General features: G+C 57.1%; 13 protein-coding genes. All 13 read right to left on the bottom strand.

The genetic code is table 11. The features are described from left to right. Positions 1-88: 88 nt before the first annotated feature. Positions 89-1,138 carry a class I fructose-bisphosphate aldolase gene (gene fbaB, locus AC2AXP_RS17720; RefSeq protein ID WP_004959843.1) on the bottom strand — a complete coding sequence of 350 codons (1,050 nt, stop codon included), beginning with the start codon at positions 1,136-1,138 and terminating at the stop codon, positions 89-91. Between the two features lie 405 nt (positions 1,139-1,543). Continuing rightward, positions 1,544-2,230, bottom strand: a complete 687-nt coding sequence (locus AC2AXP_RS17725) for a GntR family transcriptional regulator (protein WP_484381841.1) — start codon at positions 2,228-2,230, stop codon at positions 1,544-1,546. 140 nt (positions 2,231-2,370) lie between these two features. Then, positions 2,371-3,705, bottom strand: a complete 1,335-nt coding sequence (locus tag AC2AXP_RS17730; RefSeq protein ID WP_449145746.1) for an MFS transporter — start codon at positions 3,703-3,705, stop codon at positions 2,371-2,373. Between the two features lie 60 nt (positions 3,706-3,765). Then, positions 3,766-5,229, bottom strand: a complete 1,464-nt coding sequence (locus AC2AXP_RS17735) for a mannitol dehydrogenase family protein (protein ID WP_484381842.1) — start codon at positions 5,227-5,229, stop codon at positions 3,766-3,768. Positions 5,230-5,326: 97 nt separating this feature from the next. After that, positions 5,327-6,721: an MFS transporter gene (locus tag AC2AXP_RS17740; RefSeq protein ID WP_004959855.1), complete on the bottom strand. Its 1,395-nt coding sequence runs from the start codon at positions 6,719-6,721 to the stop codon at positions 5,327-5,329. Between the two features lie 229 nt (positions 6,722-6,950). Further along, entirely contained in the window at positions 6,951-7,964 is a 1,014-nt protein-coding gene (locus AC2AXP_RS17745) for a Zn-dependent oxidoreductase (protein ID WP_039991847.1), read from the bottom strand. 14 nt (positions 7,965-7,978) lie between these two features. Continuing rightward, positions 7,979-9,193: a D-mannonate dehydratase ManD gene (gene manD, locus AC2AXP_RS17750; RefSeq protein WP_039992611.1), complete on the bottom strand. Its 1,215-nt coding sequence runs from the start codon at positions 9,191-9,193 to the stop codon at positions 7,979-7,981. Between the two features lie 181 nt (positions 9,194-9,374). Beyond that, positions 9,375-10,274 carry a lipid kinase YegS gene (gene yegS, locus AC2AXP_RS17755; RefSeq protein ID WP_004959864.1) on the bottom strand — a complete coding sequence of 300 codons (900 nt, stop codon included), beginning with the start codon at positions 10,272-10,274 and terminating at the stop codon, positions 9,375-9,377. 403 nt (positions 10,275-10,677) lie between these two features. Then, complete coding sequence (trhP, locus tag AC2AXP_RS17760) at positions 10,678-12,030, bottom strand: prephenate-dependent tRNA uridine(34) hydroxylase TrhP (protein WP_004959866.1); 1,353 nt, start codon at positions 12,028-12,030, stop codon at positions 10,678-10,680. 172 nt (positions 12,031-12,202) lie between these two features. Further along, complete coding sequence (locus AC2AXP_RS17765; protein ID WP_004959869.1) at positions 12,203-12,541, bottom strand: YegP family protein; 339 nt, start codon at positions 12,539-12,541, stop codon at positions 12,203-12,205. 178 nt (positions 12,542-12,719) lie between these two features. Further along, positions 12,720-13,436: an envelope stress response regulator BaeR gene (gene baeR, locus AC2AXP_RS17770; RefSeq protein WP_371902117.1), complete on the bottom strand. Its 717-nt coding sequence runs from the start codon at positions 13,434-13,436 to the stop codon at positions 12,720-12,722. Continuing rightward, positions 13,436-14,827, bottom strand: coding sequence for an envelope stress sensor histidine kinase BaeS (baeS, locus tag AC2AXP_RS17775; RefSeq protein ID WP_484381843.1), 1,392 nt, complete (start codon positions 14,825-14,827; stop codon positions 13,436-13,438). The genes baeR and baeS overlap by 1 nt, the downstream gene beginning before the upstream one ends. Then, positions 14,827-16,251, bottom strand: coding sequence for a multidrug transporter subunit MdtD (gene mdtD, locus AC2AXP_RS17780; RefSeq protein WP_039991848.1), 1,425 nt, complete (start codon positions 16,249-16,251; stop codon positions 14,827-14,829). Before mdtD ends, baeS begins: the two co-directional genes overlap by 1 nt. Positions 16,252-16,275 lie beyond the last annotated feature (24 nt).

Raw genomic sequence — 16,275 nt, forward strand, 5'->3', positions numbered from 1 at the left:
GGAGAGGGAGAGTAAGCAAACGGCAGCCGCGGGTTTGGCACAAAAAAGCCCGGTCGAAGCCGGGCTGAAGGGGGCGGAAATGCCAGATTTAGGCGATGGTGACTTTTTGGTCGAGGTAGGTGTCCTGCACGGCATTGATCAATGCCACGCCGTCTTTCATGGATTTTTTGAATGCCTTACGGCCAAGTATCAGCCCCATACCGCCGGCGCGTTTGTTGATAACTGCCGTGCGCACCGATTCTTGCAGGTCGTTTTCGCCAGCGGCACCGCCGGAGTTGATCAGGCCTGCGCGGCCCATATAGCAGTTTGCCAACTGGTAACGCACCAGATCGATGGGGTGGTCGGTGGTCAGCCGGTCATAGACACCATCGTCGGTATAGCCGAATTTGACTGCGCGGTAGCCGCCGTTGTTTTCCGCCATCTTCTGCTTGACGATATCCGCACCAATGGTGGCGGCAATGTGATTGGCCTGGCCGGTCAGGTCGGCGCTGGAGTGGTAATCGACACCGTCCTTGTTAAACGACGGGTTGCGCAGATAGGCCCACAGCACGGTGACCATCCCCAGCTCATGCGCGCGTTCGAAGGCGATGGAAATTTCTTCGATTTGGCGGCGCGATTGCTCGGAGCCGAAATAAATCGTGGCACCAACCGCCACCGCACCCATGTTGAAGGCCTGCTCTACGCTGGCGTATAGCGTCTGATCGTACTGCGTTGGGTAGCTCAAGGTTTCGTTGTGATTGAGTTTGACCAGGAACGGTATTTTGTGGGCGTAGCGGCGCGAAACCGCTGCCAGCACGCCGTAGGTGGAGGCGACGCAGTTGCAGCCGGCCTCGATTGCCAGCTCGACGATATTCTTCGGATCAAAATAGAGTGGGTTGGCGGCAAACGATGCGCCGGCCGAGTGCTCAATCCCCTGATCGACCGGCAGTATCGACAGGTAGCCGGTACCGGCCAGGCGTCCATGGTTGAACAGCGTTTGCATGGAACGTAATACGCTATTGGGGCGATTGTTATCGATCATCACCCGATCGACAAAATCGGCACCGGGCAGATAGAGATTTTCAGCAGGGATGGTGGTACAGCGGTGTTGCAACAGGTCTTCCGCTTCCTTACCTAACAACTGTGCAATATCAGTCATGATTAACTCCCGTTAAAGCTTCCTCATACGCCGGTAAAGCGAGGTTCTAAGCACCGGCATAGTGAAAAAGCGGTGATTGAAGCTGTTATACCCTGACGCATTGAGGTTGCATCGAGACGGCAAGCCGGACGCTTGGCGCCAGCCGGGTAACGGGAGTGAGCGACACAGTAGCCGCACATCGACGTGAACGCGGCGGGTTGTGGCTCCTCGGATGAGGCTCACCCATGTGCTGAGTCACCAGGCAATGACGATGCAGCTCTAACAATGACGGGTATTGAACGATATTAATGAAATCCCGTGGGCAAGGAGAAACAATAGATGCGATTGAGAAGAAATGCCATTTACGCGGTTAAAATTCGCCTGCTGGGGTGTCTATTTACGATAACATCGTTTTTCTTCAACGGGTTATTCCGCTTCGAACCAGTCGGTATTTTGCAGAGCGATCGGCGTGATCGAGTAGATCATTTCTTGCAGATGATCGTGAATCGCTCGCTCGGCGGCGTCCGGGTCGTGGGCTTTTAGCGCGTCAAAAATACGATAATGTTGCTGGATCAGGTTTTCCGGCGGCGAGACTTCGCTCAGGCTGAGAAAACGCACGCGGTCCATGGTAGCCTTGATGGTTTCGATAGTTTCCCAGGCCAACGGGCAGTTGGCGATTTGCGTCAGCAACTGATGGAATTCGTCGTCCAGCAGCAGAAATTCCCGGATCTGATGGTGTTGTGACGCCAGCGTTTGCCGATGCAGATTGTGTTCCAGCAGCAGTAGCTGCTGTGGCGTAATGTTAACCGCCACCCGGCGGATAATTGCGCATTCCACCGCCTGGCGAATAAAACGGCCGTCGGCCACCCGTTTGGCGGAAATTTTCATCACGAAGGTGCCGCGTTGCGGCAATATCTGCACCAGACCGGCTTCGGCCAGTTTAATGAAGGCTTCGCGTACCGGCTGGCGTGACACGCTGAAACGGGTTGAAATTTCCTTTTCCGAAAGCAGCGTCCCGGGAGGAATGGTGCAATCAACGATATCCCTGCGCAGAAAGCGATAGATCTGTTGATTTACCGGCACATTGTTCGTCAGGCTATAGGTGTCAGGCATGGCAATAATCAATAACCAGGACTCGATTGGGGTGCCACCATACTAGCAGATTATTGTATATCTGCGGATGCATTAATCGACAGGCTAAATTTCTTCTGTCCGGCTCGCAGCGTCAGAAACTGCGAGCCGCTTTGCGGGCATCAGTTGGGGTGCCAATCCTGGTATTCTTCTTTGCGTCGTAACGGCGCGGTTTCTGGCATCAGACACAGGCCGATGGCCGAAATCACGCCCAGCACAATCATATAAATCGCCAGACCGTAGTAGTGTCCACCGGTGATTTGCAGAATTTTCACTGCCACCAGGCCAAGAATACCGCTGCCAACCAGAGAGCCTATCTGCCAGATTAATGCAATGCCACTACAGCGGATACGCGTTGGAAACAGCTCGGGGAAAAAGCTGGCCTGTGGGGCATAGCACATGCTGTGGCCAAGGGTTAATGCCAGGATCATGGCAATTTGCGTTATCAGGAAGTTATCCATGCCAATCGCCAGGAAGAACGGCACGATGCCGATCGCCAACAGCAGTGCGCCGGCAATGTAGACCGGTTTTCGTCCGACCCGATCCGACAGACGCCCCATTAACGGAATTGCCACGATTTCCAGCATCACCGCCACTATCATCGTTTCCAGCAAGATGCTTTCGTTAAGATGGTTGGCTTTGCCATAGGCCAGCACGATAACGGTGAACATGGCGAACGCGCAGGCTTCGATCAGCTTGGCGCACACCCCCTTGACGATCAGGCCAGGATAGAGGCGGACAACTTCGACCACCGGACGTGACTCCACGGCCTTGGTCTGGCGGATTTGGTCAAATATCGGTGACTCATCGATCTTGAGCCGAATAAACAGGCCGACGATAACCAGTAGCAGACTGAGCAGGAACGGAATACGCCAGCCCCAGTCCAGCATCTGTTCCGCCGACAGGCAGGCCGTCAGCAGCGCAAACAAACCGGACGGCAGCAGAAAGCCGGCTGGCGCGCCGATCTGCACCCAACTGGCATAGAAACCGCGGCGTGGCGGTGGTGAATATTCCGCGGTCATCAATACCGCGCCGGCCTGTTCGCCACCGACGCCGAAACCTTGCAAGATACGGATAAAGATCAGTGCAATGGGGGCCCAGATACCTATGGTTTCGTAGGTGGGCAGCAAGCCGATGCAAAACGTTCCCAGGCCAACGATCAGAATGGTGATCACCAGCGCCTTTTTACGACCCACCTTATCGCCGATATGTCCAAAGACGATGCCGCCCAGTGGGCGAGCCAGAAAGCCGACGGCATAGGTGGCGAACGCCGCCAGCGTGCTGATTAACGGATCGGCATTCGGGAAAAACAGCTGGCCGAAAAATAATACCGCGGCGGTGCCGTAGGCAAAAAAGTCATAGTATTCCGCTGCGGTACCGATGGCAGACGCGCTGGCGACTCTTTTTAGCGCGGCGGTATCGCCTTTTGCAACGGCGACGTGGGAAATTTGCGTCATGATCACCTCTTGGATATGTGCGATTTGCCAGGGTTGTCGACACGGATAGCCCGTCTGCCGCTAGCGGTTTGATAAACCACCGACGCTCTCTTTGGCGCCGTGGGTCAACAGGGTCAGATAGGCCTGGGTGACGGCCTCGACAAAGGCCGGTTGCGCGGGTAAATCCCGGCCAAATACCGTGTCCATCTGCAGTAATGCCCGTACGCGCGGCTCGCCTTCCTGGCTGGTGGCGACGCGGGTGGCAATCTCGTCACTGCGCGGATCCTGAATCTCGAAGGGCTGACCCTGCTCGTCGATCCCGCCGACATAGCGCATCCAGCCGGCTACGCCCAGCGCCAGACAGTCAAAGCAACTGCCGTGCGCCAGATGCCAGCGAATGGCATCGAGCATGCGTTGCGGCAGTTTTTGCGTACCATCCATGGCAATTTGCGCGGTGCGATGCTGCAGTGCGCCGTTGCCGTAGCGCAGCAGTAATGAGTCGGCGTACAGGGCCAGATCCACGCCCTGCACCTGCAGCGTGGGGGCCTGTTCAGCCAGCATCAGCCGGCGCGCGGCAACGACGAAATGGGGATCTTGCATACAGTCGCTGATGTGCGCATAACCGGCCAGGTAACCCAGATAGGCCAGGAAGGAGTGACTGCCGTTCAGCATGCGCAGTTTCATTTCTTCATATGGCAGCACGTTATCCACCAGTTCGGCGCCGGCTTGTTCCCAGGCCGGGCGGCCTTGAGGGAAGCGGTCTTCGATCACCCATTGGCGGAACGGCTCGCAGGCGACGCCGACCGGGTCGGCAATGCCGCCAAGCAGGTGCTGGATACGCTGTAGGGTGTCGGGCGTGACTGCCGGCACGATGCGATCGACCATGGTCGACGGAAAGGCCACCTGCCGTTCAACCCAGCTTGCCAGCTTGGCGTCCTGCAACTGCGCCAACTGGATGACGACATTACGCGCCACGCGGCCGTTTTCCGGCATGTTGTCGCAGGACATCACGGTGAACGGCGGCAAGCCGCGACTGCGGCGCAGGCGTAGCGCGGCCAGCAGCAATCCCGGCGCCGACTGTGGCCGTGACGGATGCGTCAGGTCATACACAATCGCCGGGTGATCGGCCAGCAGTTGTCCGCTGGCGGGGTGGTAGCAATAGCCTTTTTCGGTGATGGTCAGTGAGACAATGGCGACCTGGGGGTGAGCCATGGCCTCCAACACCGCCTGCACTCCGTCGAGCCGTAGATGCAGCGCCTGCCTGACGACGCCGATGGTCTGGCTGTGCCAGCCGCTGCTGTCCATTTCTGCCACCGAATACAGCAAATCTTGCCGCTTGAGATCGCTAATCAGCTGCTCGCCGCCGACCAGATTGACCGTGCAATATCCCCAATCGCTGCCATATTGGCTGGCCAGCAGATCGGCAAACACTGCCTGATGGGCGCGATAAAAAGCGCCAAAGCCAAGATGTACCATGCGTGCAACCAGCCGGTTGCGATCGTACGATGGCCGCGCAATTGACGTCGTTAAATCGTTAGCATTCATTATTAGCCCGCCGTAGAGTGCCGGCGATCGAGACCGGCACGTTGATGACAAGATGCACCGTGGCGCGGGGCTGGTATTGGCTGCGCCCCGCAGCGGCTCAATAGCTTTGTGCGCTTTTCACCGCGGCGCTCGACGCAGCTTCTGCCGCATCTTCAAGCAGGCTTAAATCACGATCCTTGACCTCCGGCATCAGCAGAGCCGAAATCAGTCCGACCACCGAATAGGCAACGATCATCACCACGATCGGCCACCACGAGTCGACCATATTGCAGAAAATGCCGGCCAGCAGCGGGCCGAAACCTACCGCCACCAAACCGCCGGCCTCCTTGGCAATCGCCATGCGGGTAAAGCGATTACGTGAGCCGAACATTTCCGCCATGGTGATGTTTTCCAGCGCAAACAGCCCCAATACCGCAACGTTGTGGATCACGATGATCGACACCATGATGATGCTGACGTCATTGCCTTTATCGACAATCAACGACAAGGTCGGGTAGGCCAGAATAATGGCGGAAATGCTGACGATGATATAAGGCAGCCGCCGGCCGAATTTGTCGGAAAGCCAACCGAGTAGCGGAATGGTAATAAAACCGAGTATCGAGCTTATCATCAGCGCATCGGTAGGAATGCTCTTCTCAAACAGCAGGGTCTGGACCAGATAACCGGCCAGGAAGGTCTGGATCAGGCCCGAGTTGCCCGCCTGGCCGAAGCGCAGTCCGGTGGCCAGCCAGAAGGATTTGCTGGTGAACATGGCACCAAGCGAATGGGTGTTGTCAACAGGCATGGCATTGGCTACGGCCTCGTCACTGCTGTCGTTGACCTTTTCGAACACCGGACTTTCCTTCAGGTTCATACGCAGCCAGATGGCAAAAATCATTACTACTACGCTGGCCAGGAACGGGATACGCCATCCCCAGGCCAGTAGCTCTTCCTTGCTGAGCCAGAAGAACATGAAGGCCCAAATCGCCGTGGCAGACAGGGTTCCGCAGTTGGTGCCCATGGCGACCAGCGAGGAGATAATGCCGCGTTTACCTTTCGGCGCATATTCGGCCAACATGGTGCCGGCACCGGATATTTCCGCGCCGGCTCCCAGCCCTTGAACAATGCGCAGCAATACCAGCAGCAGCGGCGCAAAGATGCCGATCTGGGCATAGGTCGGCAAAACGCCAATCAGCGTGGTGCAGACTCCCATCATGGTAATGGTGATAAACAGCACTTTTTTGCGGCCAATGGTGTCGCCCATACGACCGAAAATAAACGCGCCGACGATGCGGGCGATGTAGCCGGCGCCATAGGTGCCCATGGCGAGAATCAATGCCATGGCGGCGGATTGTTCCGGGAAAAAGATCTCATGAAAAACCAGTGCGGCACCGAGCGAGTAGAGCTGAAAATCCATAAATTCCAATGCGGTACCCAGCCAGCCGGAAACGGCGGCCTTGACCAGATCGCTGGTATTTCTTTTGGGTTGGGCCGTGTTCTGTCCTATATTCATATTCCTGTTCTCTATTGTTGTTCGTTTTATCGGGCGATATCTTGGCTAGCGTCCGGCACTCCCTGACGTGACGGGCTTGCTCGCGAGCGAAAAGGCGACCTGACGATCCGGTGGTGCTGACCAGCCGCGTCGACAACGATCGGACCATCAGGGTTTTACCTAACCAATTGATAAGGCTGTGTTATTTTGCAAATAGATACAGCAAACTTTCGGGCACAGAGCCTGTTGCCTAGAACTGCAGCAAGACTTTGCAGCACTGCTGCTGGTCTTTTTCAAAAACGTTCATGGCATCAACCACCTGCGTGTATGCAAACTGATGGGTAATCAACTTTTCAGGATCGATTTTTCTGTTGCGCATCCAGTCAATAACCTGCGGGAAGCGGGCGCTGTTAAGGCGCGATGAAAATATCGACAGCTCTTTACTGGTAATAGCTTGCTGGGACAGGGTGCAGGGATCGCTGGAAAACCCCATGATGCCGATGCGTGCCGCCGGCGACGCCAACTGGATGGCTTCGGGCAGTATGCCTGGGTGGCAGGCAGCGTCGACAATCAGCGTCGGGCGGATACCCCGTTTTGCCAACGCCTCCGCCAATGACGCCTGGGTATTGTCAAACACCCAGTCCGCACCGTTTTCCTGCGCCATTGCCAGCCGCTCGGCGATGCGATCGACAACCATCACCTGGCGCACGTTATAGACCCCTTTCAGGGTCTGGATCACCGTCAGTCCCATTGGCCCGGCACCGTAGATCAGCGCCACGTCCTGTTCGCAGGGTTGCAGATGAGCGGTGATATTGGCGGCGATGGTGAAGGGTTCGACCATCGCGGCATGGCGATCGCTGATGTCGTCGGGAATAGGGTAGGCATTGCGCGCCGGAGCGCAGGCGTAATCACTGAAGCCGCCGTCGCGATGCACGCCGATGACCTGCAGGCTGGTACAGACGTTGGGCCGGCCTACCGAGCACGGGTAACAATGACCGCAGCTCACCACCGGATCGATCGACACCCGCTCGCCAAGGCGCCTATCGCTGACCTCGCTGCCGACGGCGTCGATCACGCCGAAGAACTCGTGGCCGATCACCCGCGGATAGCGGGCAAACGGGTTGTGGCCGTGATAAATGTGTACGTCAGATCCGCAGATCCCGGCGAATTTCACCTTGACCCGCACTTCGTCGGCGGCGGGGTGAGGCAGGGCGCGTTGCTGGATAACCAGCTCACCCGGTTGTTCAATCACTACGCTGTGCATGTTCAATTCTCCTGTTACCAGTTCCATAAGGTGCCGTCTTCCAGACGCGCCACCGGCAGGTAAGCGGGGTCATACGGATATTTGGCCGCCAGTCTTTCGTCGAACTCGATGCCGATACCTGGTTTTTCGCCCGGGTGCATATAGCCGTTGTCGAAGCGCCAGCTGTGTGGGAACACCTCCAGCATTTGCTCGGAATAACCCATGTATTCCTGTACGCCAAAGTTCGGCACCCACAGATCAAAATGCAGCGCCGCCGCCATGCATACCGGTGACAGATCGGACGGGCCGTGCGATCCGGTGCGTACCTGATACAGCGAGGCAAAGTCGGCAATGCGGCGCATGCCGGTGATGCCGCCGGCGTGTGTCAGAGTGGTGCGGATGTAGTCGATCAGCTGTTCTTCGATCAGCTGTTTGCAGTCCCAGATGCTATTGAATACTTCACCGACGGCAATCGGCGTGACGGTGTGTTGACGGATTAGCCGGAAGCATTCCTGGTTTTCTGCCGGCGTCGGATCTTCCATCCAGAACAGGCGGTATGGCTCGACGCTTTTGCCGAAGCGCGCTGCTTCGATAGGCGTCAATCGGTGGTGCATGTCATGCAGCAGGTGCTGGTCGAAACCGAATTTATTGCGCACCGCTTCAAACAGTTTTGGGGTGAAATCGAGGTATTTTTCCGTCGACCACAGCTGTTCTTCCGGCCAGACGCCCTTGGTGGCCGGTTCATACGCCTGGCCTTTGCCTTTGGCCATGCCGTAGGTGGTCTTCATGCCCGGTACGCCGCACTGGACGCGAATCGCCTTATAGCCCATTTCCTGGTGTCGGGCGTAATCGTCCAGCACTTCGTCAATCGAATGGCCGGTGGTGTGGCAATAGACCATTACACCGCTGCGTGAAGCGCCGCCCAGCAGTTGATACAGAGGCATATTGGCGGCTTTGGCCTTGATATCCCACAGCGCCATATCGACGGCGGAAATTGCCGACATGGTCACCGGCCCGCGGCGCCAGTAAGCGCCTTTGTAGAAAAACTGCCAAATATCCTCGATCTGATGGGCGTCGCGGCCGATCAACTGTGGGCAGAGATGATCCTTCAGGTATGAGGCGACCGACAGCTCCCGGCCGTTCAGCGTGGCGTCACCCAGGCCGGTAATGCCGTCGTCGGTGGTGATTTTCAGCGTGACAAAGTTCCGTCCTGGGCAAGTAACAAATACCTCTGCATTAACAATTTTCATCATTTCCACTTCCTGACTGGCAACGTTGCGATGCGCAAAAAATACGCTATGAACTAACTACCATACAAGTATGATTTATCGATTTTGCCGGCAGGGATCACACTTCGGCCCGTCGGAGCGATAGGCCGTCAGCAGGGAAAGCAGGGGAGAAAGGCAGGCGCCGAGCGGGCGCCCGTCGGGTTTAGCCGAGTAATTGACAGTTAGGTGGCAGGCGGCATTGCAGCGCGTGTGGCAGTACTTCGATACGGAAGTGGGTGCCTTTCAGCGGTTCACCGTCGAGGTTGAAGGTCATGGTATGCGGAGCGTCAATTTCCACCCACGGCAGCGATGCGCCAATGACGTTTTTGTTTTCTTCGCCGTTGAACAGACTGGCGATCAGCGCCGGCAGCAGCTCATCGGCAATCAGCAGGCGTAACTGCAGCAGACCGTCGTTGATCAACGCATCCGGGCATAGCTGCTGCCCGCCGCCCGCCTGTTTGCCGTTACCGATGCCGATCACCATCGCATCGCCGGTCCAGCTGAAATCCGGGCCGCGAATTTCGCAGCGGTCGGCTTTCAAGGTATCCATGCGCAGCAGGCCGTGAATGAAATAGGAAACGCCGCCCAGCGCCGCTTTCAGTTTTTCTGGTGTTTCGGTGGTGATACGTGCGCCGAAGCCGCCGGTAGCCATATTGATAAAGTAACGATCGTCGTTGACCTTGGCCAGATCGATCGGTACCGCGCGGCCCTTGATCGCCAGATTCAGCGCCTGTTCTGGCACTAACGGGATATTGCACGCCATGGCGAAATCATTGGCGGTGCCCAGCGGCAGGATGCCCAGAATCGGACGTTGCTGCTCGGGAAGGGTGACAAGTGCGGCGGCAACTTCGTTAATGGTGCCGTCGCCACCGCCGGCAATAATGTTGCTGACGCCGAGTTTTACCCCTTCTGCGACGTAACGCGCGGCGTCCCCGTATTCCCAGGTGGCGCGTACGTGCAGGATTTCACCCGCTTCTCTCAACGTGTGAACGGCAGCGCGCACCAGTTCATCGCCGGCACCTTTACCGTTGATGATAAGCAGCGTTGGCGCGTGTTGACTCATTTCCGAACTCCAGACCCAATCATGATGGGGTAAACGATAAACCACAAGCCGGCGCTAAACCATCAGAATATTCAGTTAACAGTGCCGGTTAGCGGGATTTAAACGCGGTTTTATTTTACTCAAGGAGAAATAATATATCGATTTAGCCCGATGGGATATTAATACAATAAATAACGTGGATGACTAAAATAATTTGTCTGGTCGGTTATTGACGGAAGGCAACAAAGAAAAAGCCAGTCCAAGGGAGATTGGACTGGCTAAGGAGGTGGTTCCTAGTATTGCTATGCAAGTATTTTCGTTATTGGTTTTAAGCAGCCTGATATTAACCAGGCTGGCAAAAAATTGATGTGATCCAATTCTAATATTTGCCAAAAAACCGCGCCACCGACCGTGGCGTGGCTCATCAGGCGCTCGGATTATTTCCCTGGGGTAAATTACGGATCAGCAACGCATATTCCAGCTCGATATCCGGTGGGATCGGTAAATAAACAATGTGGCCGTTACCCGGAGCCACGTCTATTGCCTGGTCTTTTTTATTGCGCATGTTTTCCAGTGTAAACTGGATGTTGCCACCCGGCGTCATCAATTCAACGTTGTCGCCACAGGAAAATTTGTTTTTTACGTCGACTTCGGCCCAGCCGTCGCGGCGTACGCCGGTGAATTCCCCGACAAACTGCTGGCGTTCGGAAACAGAAGAACCGTACTCATAGTTTTGCTGCGATTCATGGGTATGGCGGCGCAGGAAACCCTCGGTATAGCCGCGGTGCGCCAAGCCTTCCAGCGTAGTGAGCAGCGACGGATCGAACGGTTTGCCGGCGGCGGCGTCGTCTATCGCCCGGCGATAAACCTGGGCGGTGCGGGCGCAATAGTAAAACGATTTGGTGCGACCTTCGATTTTTAACGAATGCACGCCGAGCTGCGTCAGACGTTCTACGTGCTGGATGGCGCGCAAATCCTTGGAGTTCATGATATAGGTGCCGTGCTCGTCTTCAAACGCGCTCATATATTCGCCCGGTTTCTGCGCTTCGGACAGCATAAACAGCTGGTTGGTCGGCGTGCCGATGCCCAGCGTCGGCTCGACGGTTTGCAGCGGGATGGGTTCATGTTGGTGAACAATATTGCCCGCGTCGTCTTCCTTGCCGGGTTCCGCCTTGTATTGCCAGCGGCAGGCGTTGGTGCAGGTGCCCTGATTCGGGTCACGCTTGTTAATATAGCCAGACAGCAGACAGCGGCCGGAGTAGGCCATGCACAGCGCGCCATGGACGAAGATTTCCAGCTCCATGTCCGGCACCTGGCTGCGGATTTCCGCGATCTCTTCCAGCGACAGTTCGCGTGACAGAATGACACGCGTCAGCCCCATCTGCTGCCAGAACTTCACCGTCGCCCAGTTGACCGCGTTGGCCTGTACCGACAGGTGGATCGCCATCTGCGGGAAGGCTTCGCGCACCATCATGATCAGGCCAGGGTCCGACATGATCAGCGCGTCCGGGCCCATCTCAATCACCGGTTTCAGATCGCGTAAAAAGGTCTTCAGTTTGGCGTTATGCGGCGCAATATTGACCACGACATAGAATTTTTTGCCCAGCGCATGGGCTTCGTTGATGCCGAGCGCCAGGTTTTCATGATTGAATTCATTGTTGCGTACGCGCAGGCTGTAACGCGGCTGGCCGGCATAAACCGCATCGGCACCATAGGCAAAGGCGTAACGCATGTTTTTCAGCGTTCCGGCGGGGGAAAGGAGTTCCGGTGTAAACATGAGGGTTCTCAGTCTGATTTCAGGTCAGTACCGCGCCACCTGATGGCGCAGTGAAAGCGCAGAATTGTAACGGCAGCCCGCGCCAAAATCAGCAATTAACCGGAATTATTCAGGGGAGATTGATCTGCATCATGCGGAAAACGCGCGGCCATGCTGCCGCGCGTAAAAAACCTCAGGCGCTCAGATCGCGCACGTCGGTTGTCGGGCCGTTCTTGATCACCGACTGGATACCGCTTTTGGCGCTGGCATCCGAGCTGTACATCTGGCTGACGCCGATGATCTGATGGTTTTTGGCTTTCAGCACGAAATACGGTTTGTCGCTGCTGCTGACCTTGGTTTCGTATTGCGCTTCGTTGGGGGAATTGGTTTGCACCGAAGCAATACCGTTCTCCGCCGAAGCCTTGCTGGCGTACATTTCGCTGGAAAGAATGATCTCGCCATTACTGGCTTTCAAGGTGAAGTGGTACTGTCCGTTGGACGACTTTTTCAACTCATAGTGGCCGGTTGCCATGGGTCCTTCTCCTGTTGGGTCGATAATTGCAGTAAGTGTAGTCAATCCCTTGAATTTTGGGCGACTGTGCAAACAGACCTAATTAGCGTAGCGTAAAAAAACGCCGAAATATTTGCGGCCGCCGGAAATTTTCACTTTGCAGTGGCGACAACGCACAGGAAGCTAACCACGCGGTGGCTCAGAGAGGATTGACCAGCCGGCACGCTTCCGCCTCCCAACGGTAACCGACGCCATATACCGAACGGATAAACGCCTTTTCGCCGTCGAGTGCTTCCAGCTTGCGGCGCAGGTTCTTGATATGGCTATCGATAGTGCGGTCGGTGACCACGCGATAATCGTCATACAGGTTGTTCAGCAGTTGCTCGCGTGAAAATACGTTGCCAGGCTGGCTGGCGAGGGTTTTCAGCAGGCGAAATTCCGCCGGCGTGAGATCCAGCACCTGACCTTGATAACTGGCCTGAAAACGCGGCTCGTCGATGTGCAGCAGCGCATCTTCCTGCTGGGATTCCGCTGGTCGATAGCAGCGGCGCAGTATGGTTTTTACCCGCGCGACCACTTCACGCGGACTGTAGGGCTTGCAAATATAGTCATCCGCGCCGATTTCCAGCCCCAGCAGCCGATCGATCTCTTCGATTTTTGCCGTGACCATCACGATCGGCAGTTCGGTAAAGCGGCGCAGTTCGCGACAGACCGACAGACCGTCGCTGCCCGGCAGCATCAAATCCAGCAGGATCAACGCCGGTGGCTGCTGATGCACTGCGGCAATGACCTCACTGCCGTTGGTTAGCCAGCGGGTGGCGTAGCCAGCAGCCTGGAGATAGTCCACCAGCAATTGGCCCAGCTTGGGCTCATCTTCAACAATCATGATCTGCAATGGCTGATTTTGCGTTTCCATTAGGGCGCCTTGTTCTTCACGGACGAAATTGGGTCAGGGAATTCTACCGTAATGCGCACGCCGCCCAAAGGCGAGTGCTGCGCACGGATGTGGCCGCCGTGCGCTTCGACGATGTTCTGGCTGATGGAAAGACCAAGACCCGAGCCGCCGCTGGCGCGGTTGCGCGAAGCCTCGGTGCGATAAAAACGCTCAAAGATGCGCGACAGTTGCTCGTCGTTGACGCCGGGGGCGCTGTCCTGCCAATAGATAACCAGCCTGCTGGCGTGCGTTTCGATGCCGATCTCCAGCCTGCCGCCGGCGTCGGTATAGCGCAGGCTGTTTTCCAGCAGGTTGTTGAACAGTTGATTGAGACGGTCCGGATCGCCGAACAGCAATGCACGCTCCGGCAGACGGGTGACGATCTGCAGGCCCTTGGCATGGAAACGTTCGCGAAATACCGCAACGGCGATTTGCAGCAGATGCACGCAGTCGACCTGGGATTTACGGTAGGCCAGCGCGCCGAGATCCGACAGCGACAGCTGATGCAGATCGTCAACCAGTTTGGTCAGGGTGGACACTTCGGCCTGCAATGAACTGAGCGACGCCGGCGTCGGCTGGCGCACGCCATCTTGCAACGCCTCCAGCTCGCCGCGCAGTACCGCCAGCGGGGTGCGCAGTTCATGCGACACGTCGGCCATAAACGCGCGGCGCATCTGTTCGTTTTTTTCCAGCGAGGTGGCGAGCTGGTTAAAGTCCAGCGCCAGGCGACCCAGTTCGTCCTGACTGCTGACCGCCACCCGCGCGCTGAAATCGCCTGCTGCCAGCCGGTGGGTGCCGGCGACCAGCCGCTTCACCGGCGCCAGCAGGCCGCGCGACATCAATAGCGTGACCGCCGCCGCCAGCAGGGTGGACAGCGCGACAATCCACCAACTGGTACGCCGCTGCTGACGGTCGAAGTTGATGTCGGCGTTGCGGGTCAGGCGTTCCGGTGGGGTGGCGATCACCCAGCCGACAATTTCATTGTTGTAGCGAATCGGCTGGCGGGTGCCTTCCTGGGGAATGTGGCCAGCGTGGCCGACCAGCCGGTTGTACTGACTGTCAACCACCCAGAACTGGGTGCGCCAGCCTTTGGGCGGCAGGTTGTGGCTGCTGTCGCTGTTCTGTTCGAACGAACGCATGATCTGGTAGACCACCTGATCGTTGTTGCGCAGAAACTGCCAGTTGCCGTGGCGGCTGTATTGATCTTCCAGCGCATCGCTGAGCATGGCGATACGCTGTTCGTTGCTGTGCTTGATGTAATCGATAAAGCCACGCTCGAAGCTGAGACGCACGCCCCAATGCATGGTGATCAACACCAGCATGCAGGTGGCGAAGATGGCTAAAAACAGCTTTGCGGTAATGCCTATTCTCATTAAGTCCTCGTTGAGCTGTTACCCGGCCCTTTGGTCAATGTGCGGTTGGTGATGTTGATGACCGGAACGCGGGCAAAGGCCAGCGCCGGCAGTGCAATGATCAGCGCCATGCACAGGTAACTGTAAATGAAGGCATTGTGGATCGCCGGGCTGTCGGCCACCACCTGATGGTGGGCAAAGCTGCCGATTAAAATACCGGCGATGCTGACGCCAATGCTCATGGAAAGCTGCATCACCATCGACAGCAGGCTGTTGCCGCTGCTGGCGAGGCGATCCGGCAGGTCTTTCAGCGTCAGCGTATTCATCGCTGAAAAACGCAGCGAGTTGATCATGCCCTGGAACACCAGTACCACCGGCAGCAGATACAGCCAGCCCAGCATCGCCACCAGCAGGAATAGCACGGTGACCAGCGCCAGCAACAGGGTGGCATACACCAGCACGTTGCGATAGCCGAAACGGTTGACCACCTGCACCACGATGCGTTTCATGCCCATACTGCCAAGGATCATCGGGATCATCATCAAACCGGCGTGGAACGGCGAAAACCCCATGCCGACCTGCAGGAACAGCGGAGTCATGAACGGTAACATCCCGCTGCCAATCCGCCCCAGCAGGCTGCCGAACAGGCCTACTTTATAGGTTTCGGTAGCCAACAGCGACAGCGAAAACAGCGCCCGTGAATTGCCGCGGGCATACCACCAGTAGCCCGCCAGCGCGGCGGCACCCAGCGCCACCAGGCCAGCAATGGCGGCCGCCGACAGCCCCATGCCCTTATGACCGTCGAGCGCCAGCGTCAACGCCGCCATACCGATGGCCAGCATGATAAAGCCGCTGATGTCGAAGCGCCGGGTCTGCATGCGGTAGTTGGGCATCAGCATCAGCGTGGCGATGGCGCCGGCAATGCCGACCGGAATGTTGATCAGGAAAATCCAGTGCCAGCTGGCGTACTCCACCAGAAAGCCGCCGAGCGCCGGCCCCATCAGCGGGCCAATCTGCCCGGGCAGGGTAACGAAGGTCATTGCCGCCATATACTGGTCGCGCGGTACGATTTTCATCACCGTCAGGCGGCCGACCGGCACCATCATGGCGCCGCCGATGCCCTGTACCACGCGCCAGGCAATCAGCTGGTTCAGCGTTTCCGCTCGGGCGCACAGCAGTGAGCCGAGGGTAAACAACACGATGGCGCTGAAAAATATCCACTTTACGCCGACCTTATCCGCCAGCCAGCCGCTGGCCGGCAGCATCACCGCTACCGTCAGCACGTAGGAAACTATCACCGATTGCATGCGCAGCGGGCTTTCCCCCAGGCTGACGGCCATGGACGGTAACGCGGTATTGACGATGGTGGTGTCGAGGGTTTGCATGAAAAAACCAAATGCGACGATCCACAGTTGCCATTGTACGGATGCGGGTTGCTGTTTCACGAACCTTGCTCTCCTCCTCTGGTC

Source organism: Serratia sp. Sp408 (assembly GCF_057180665.1).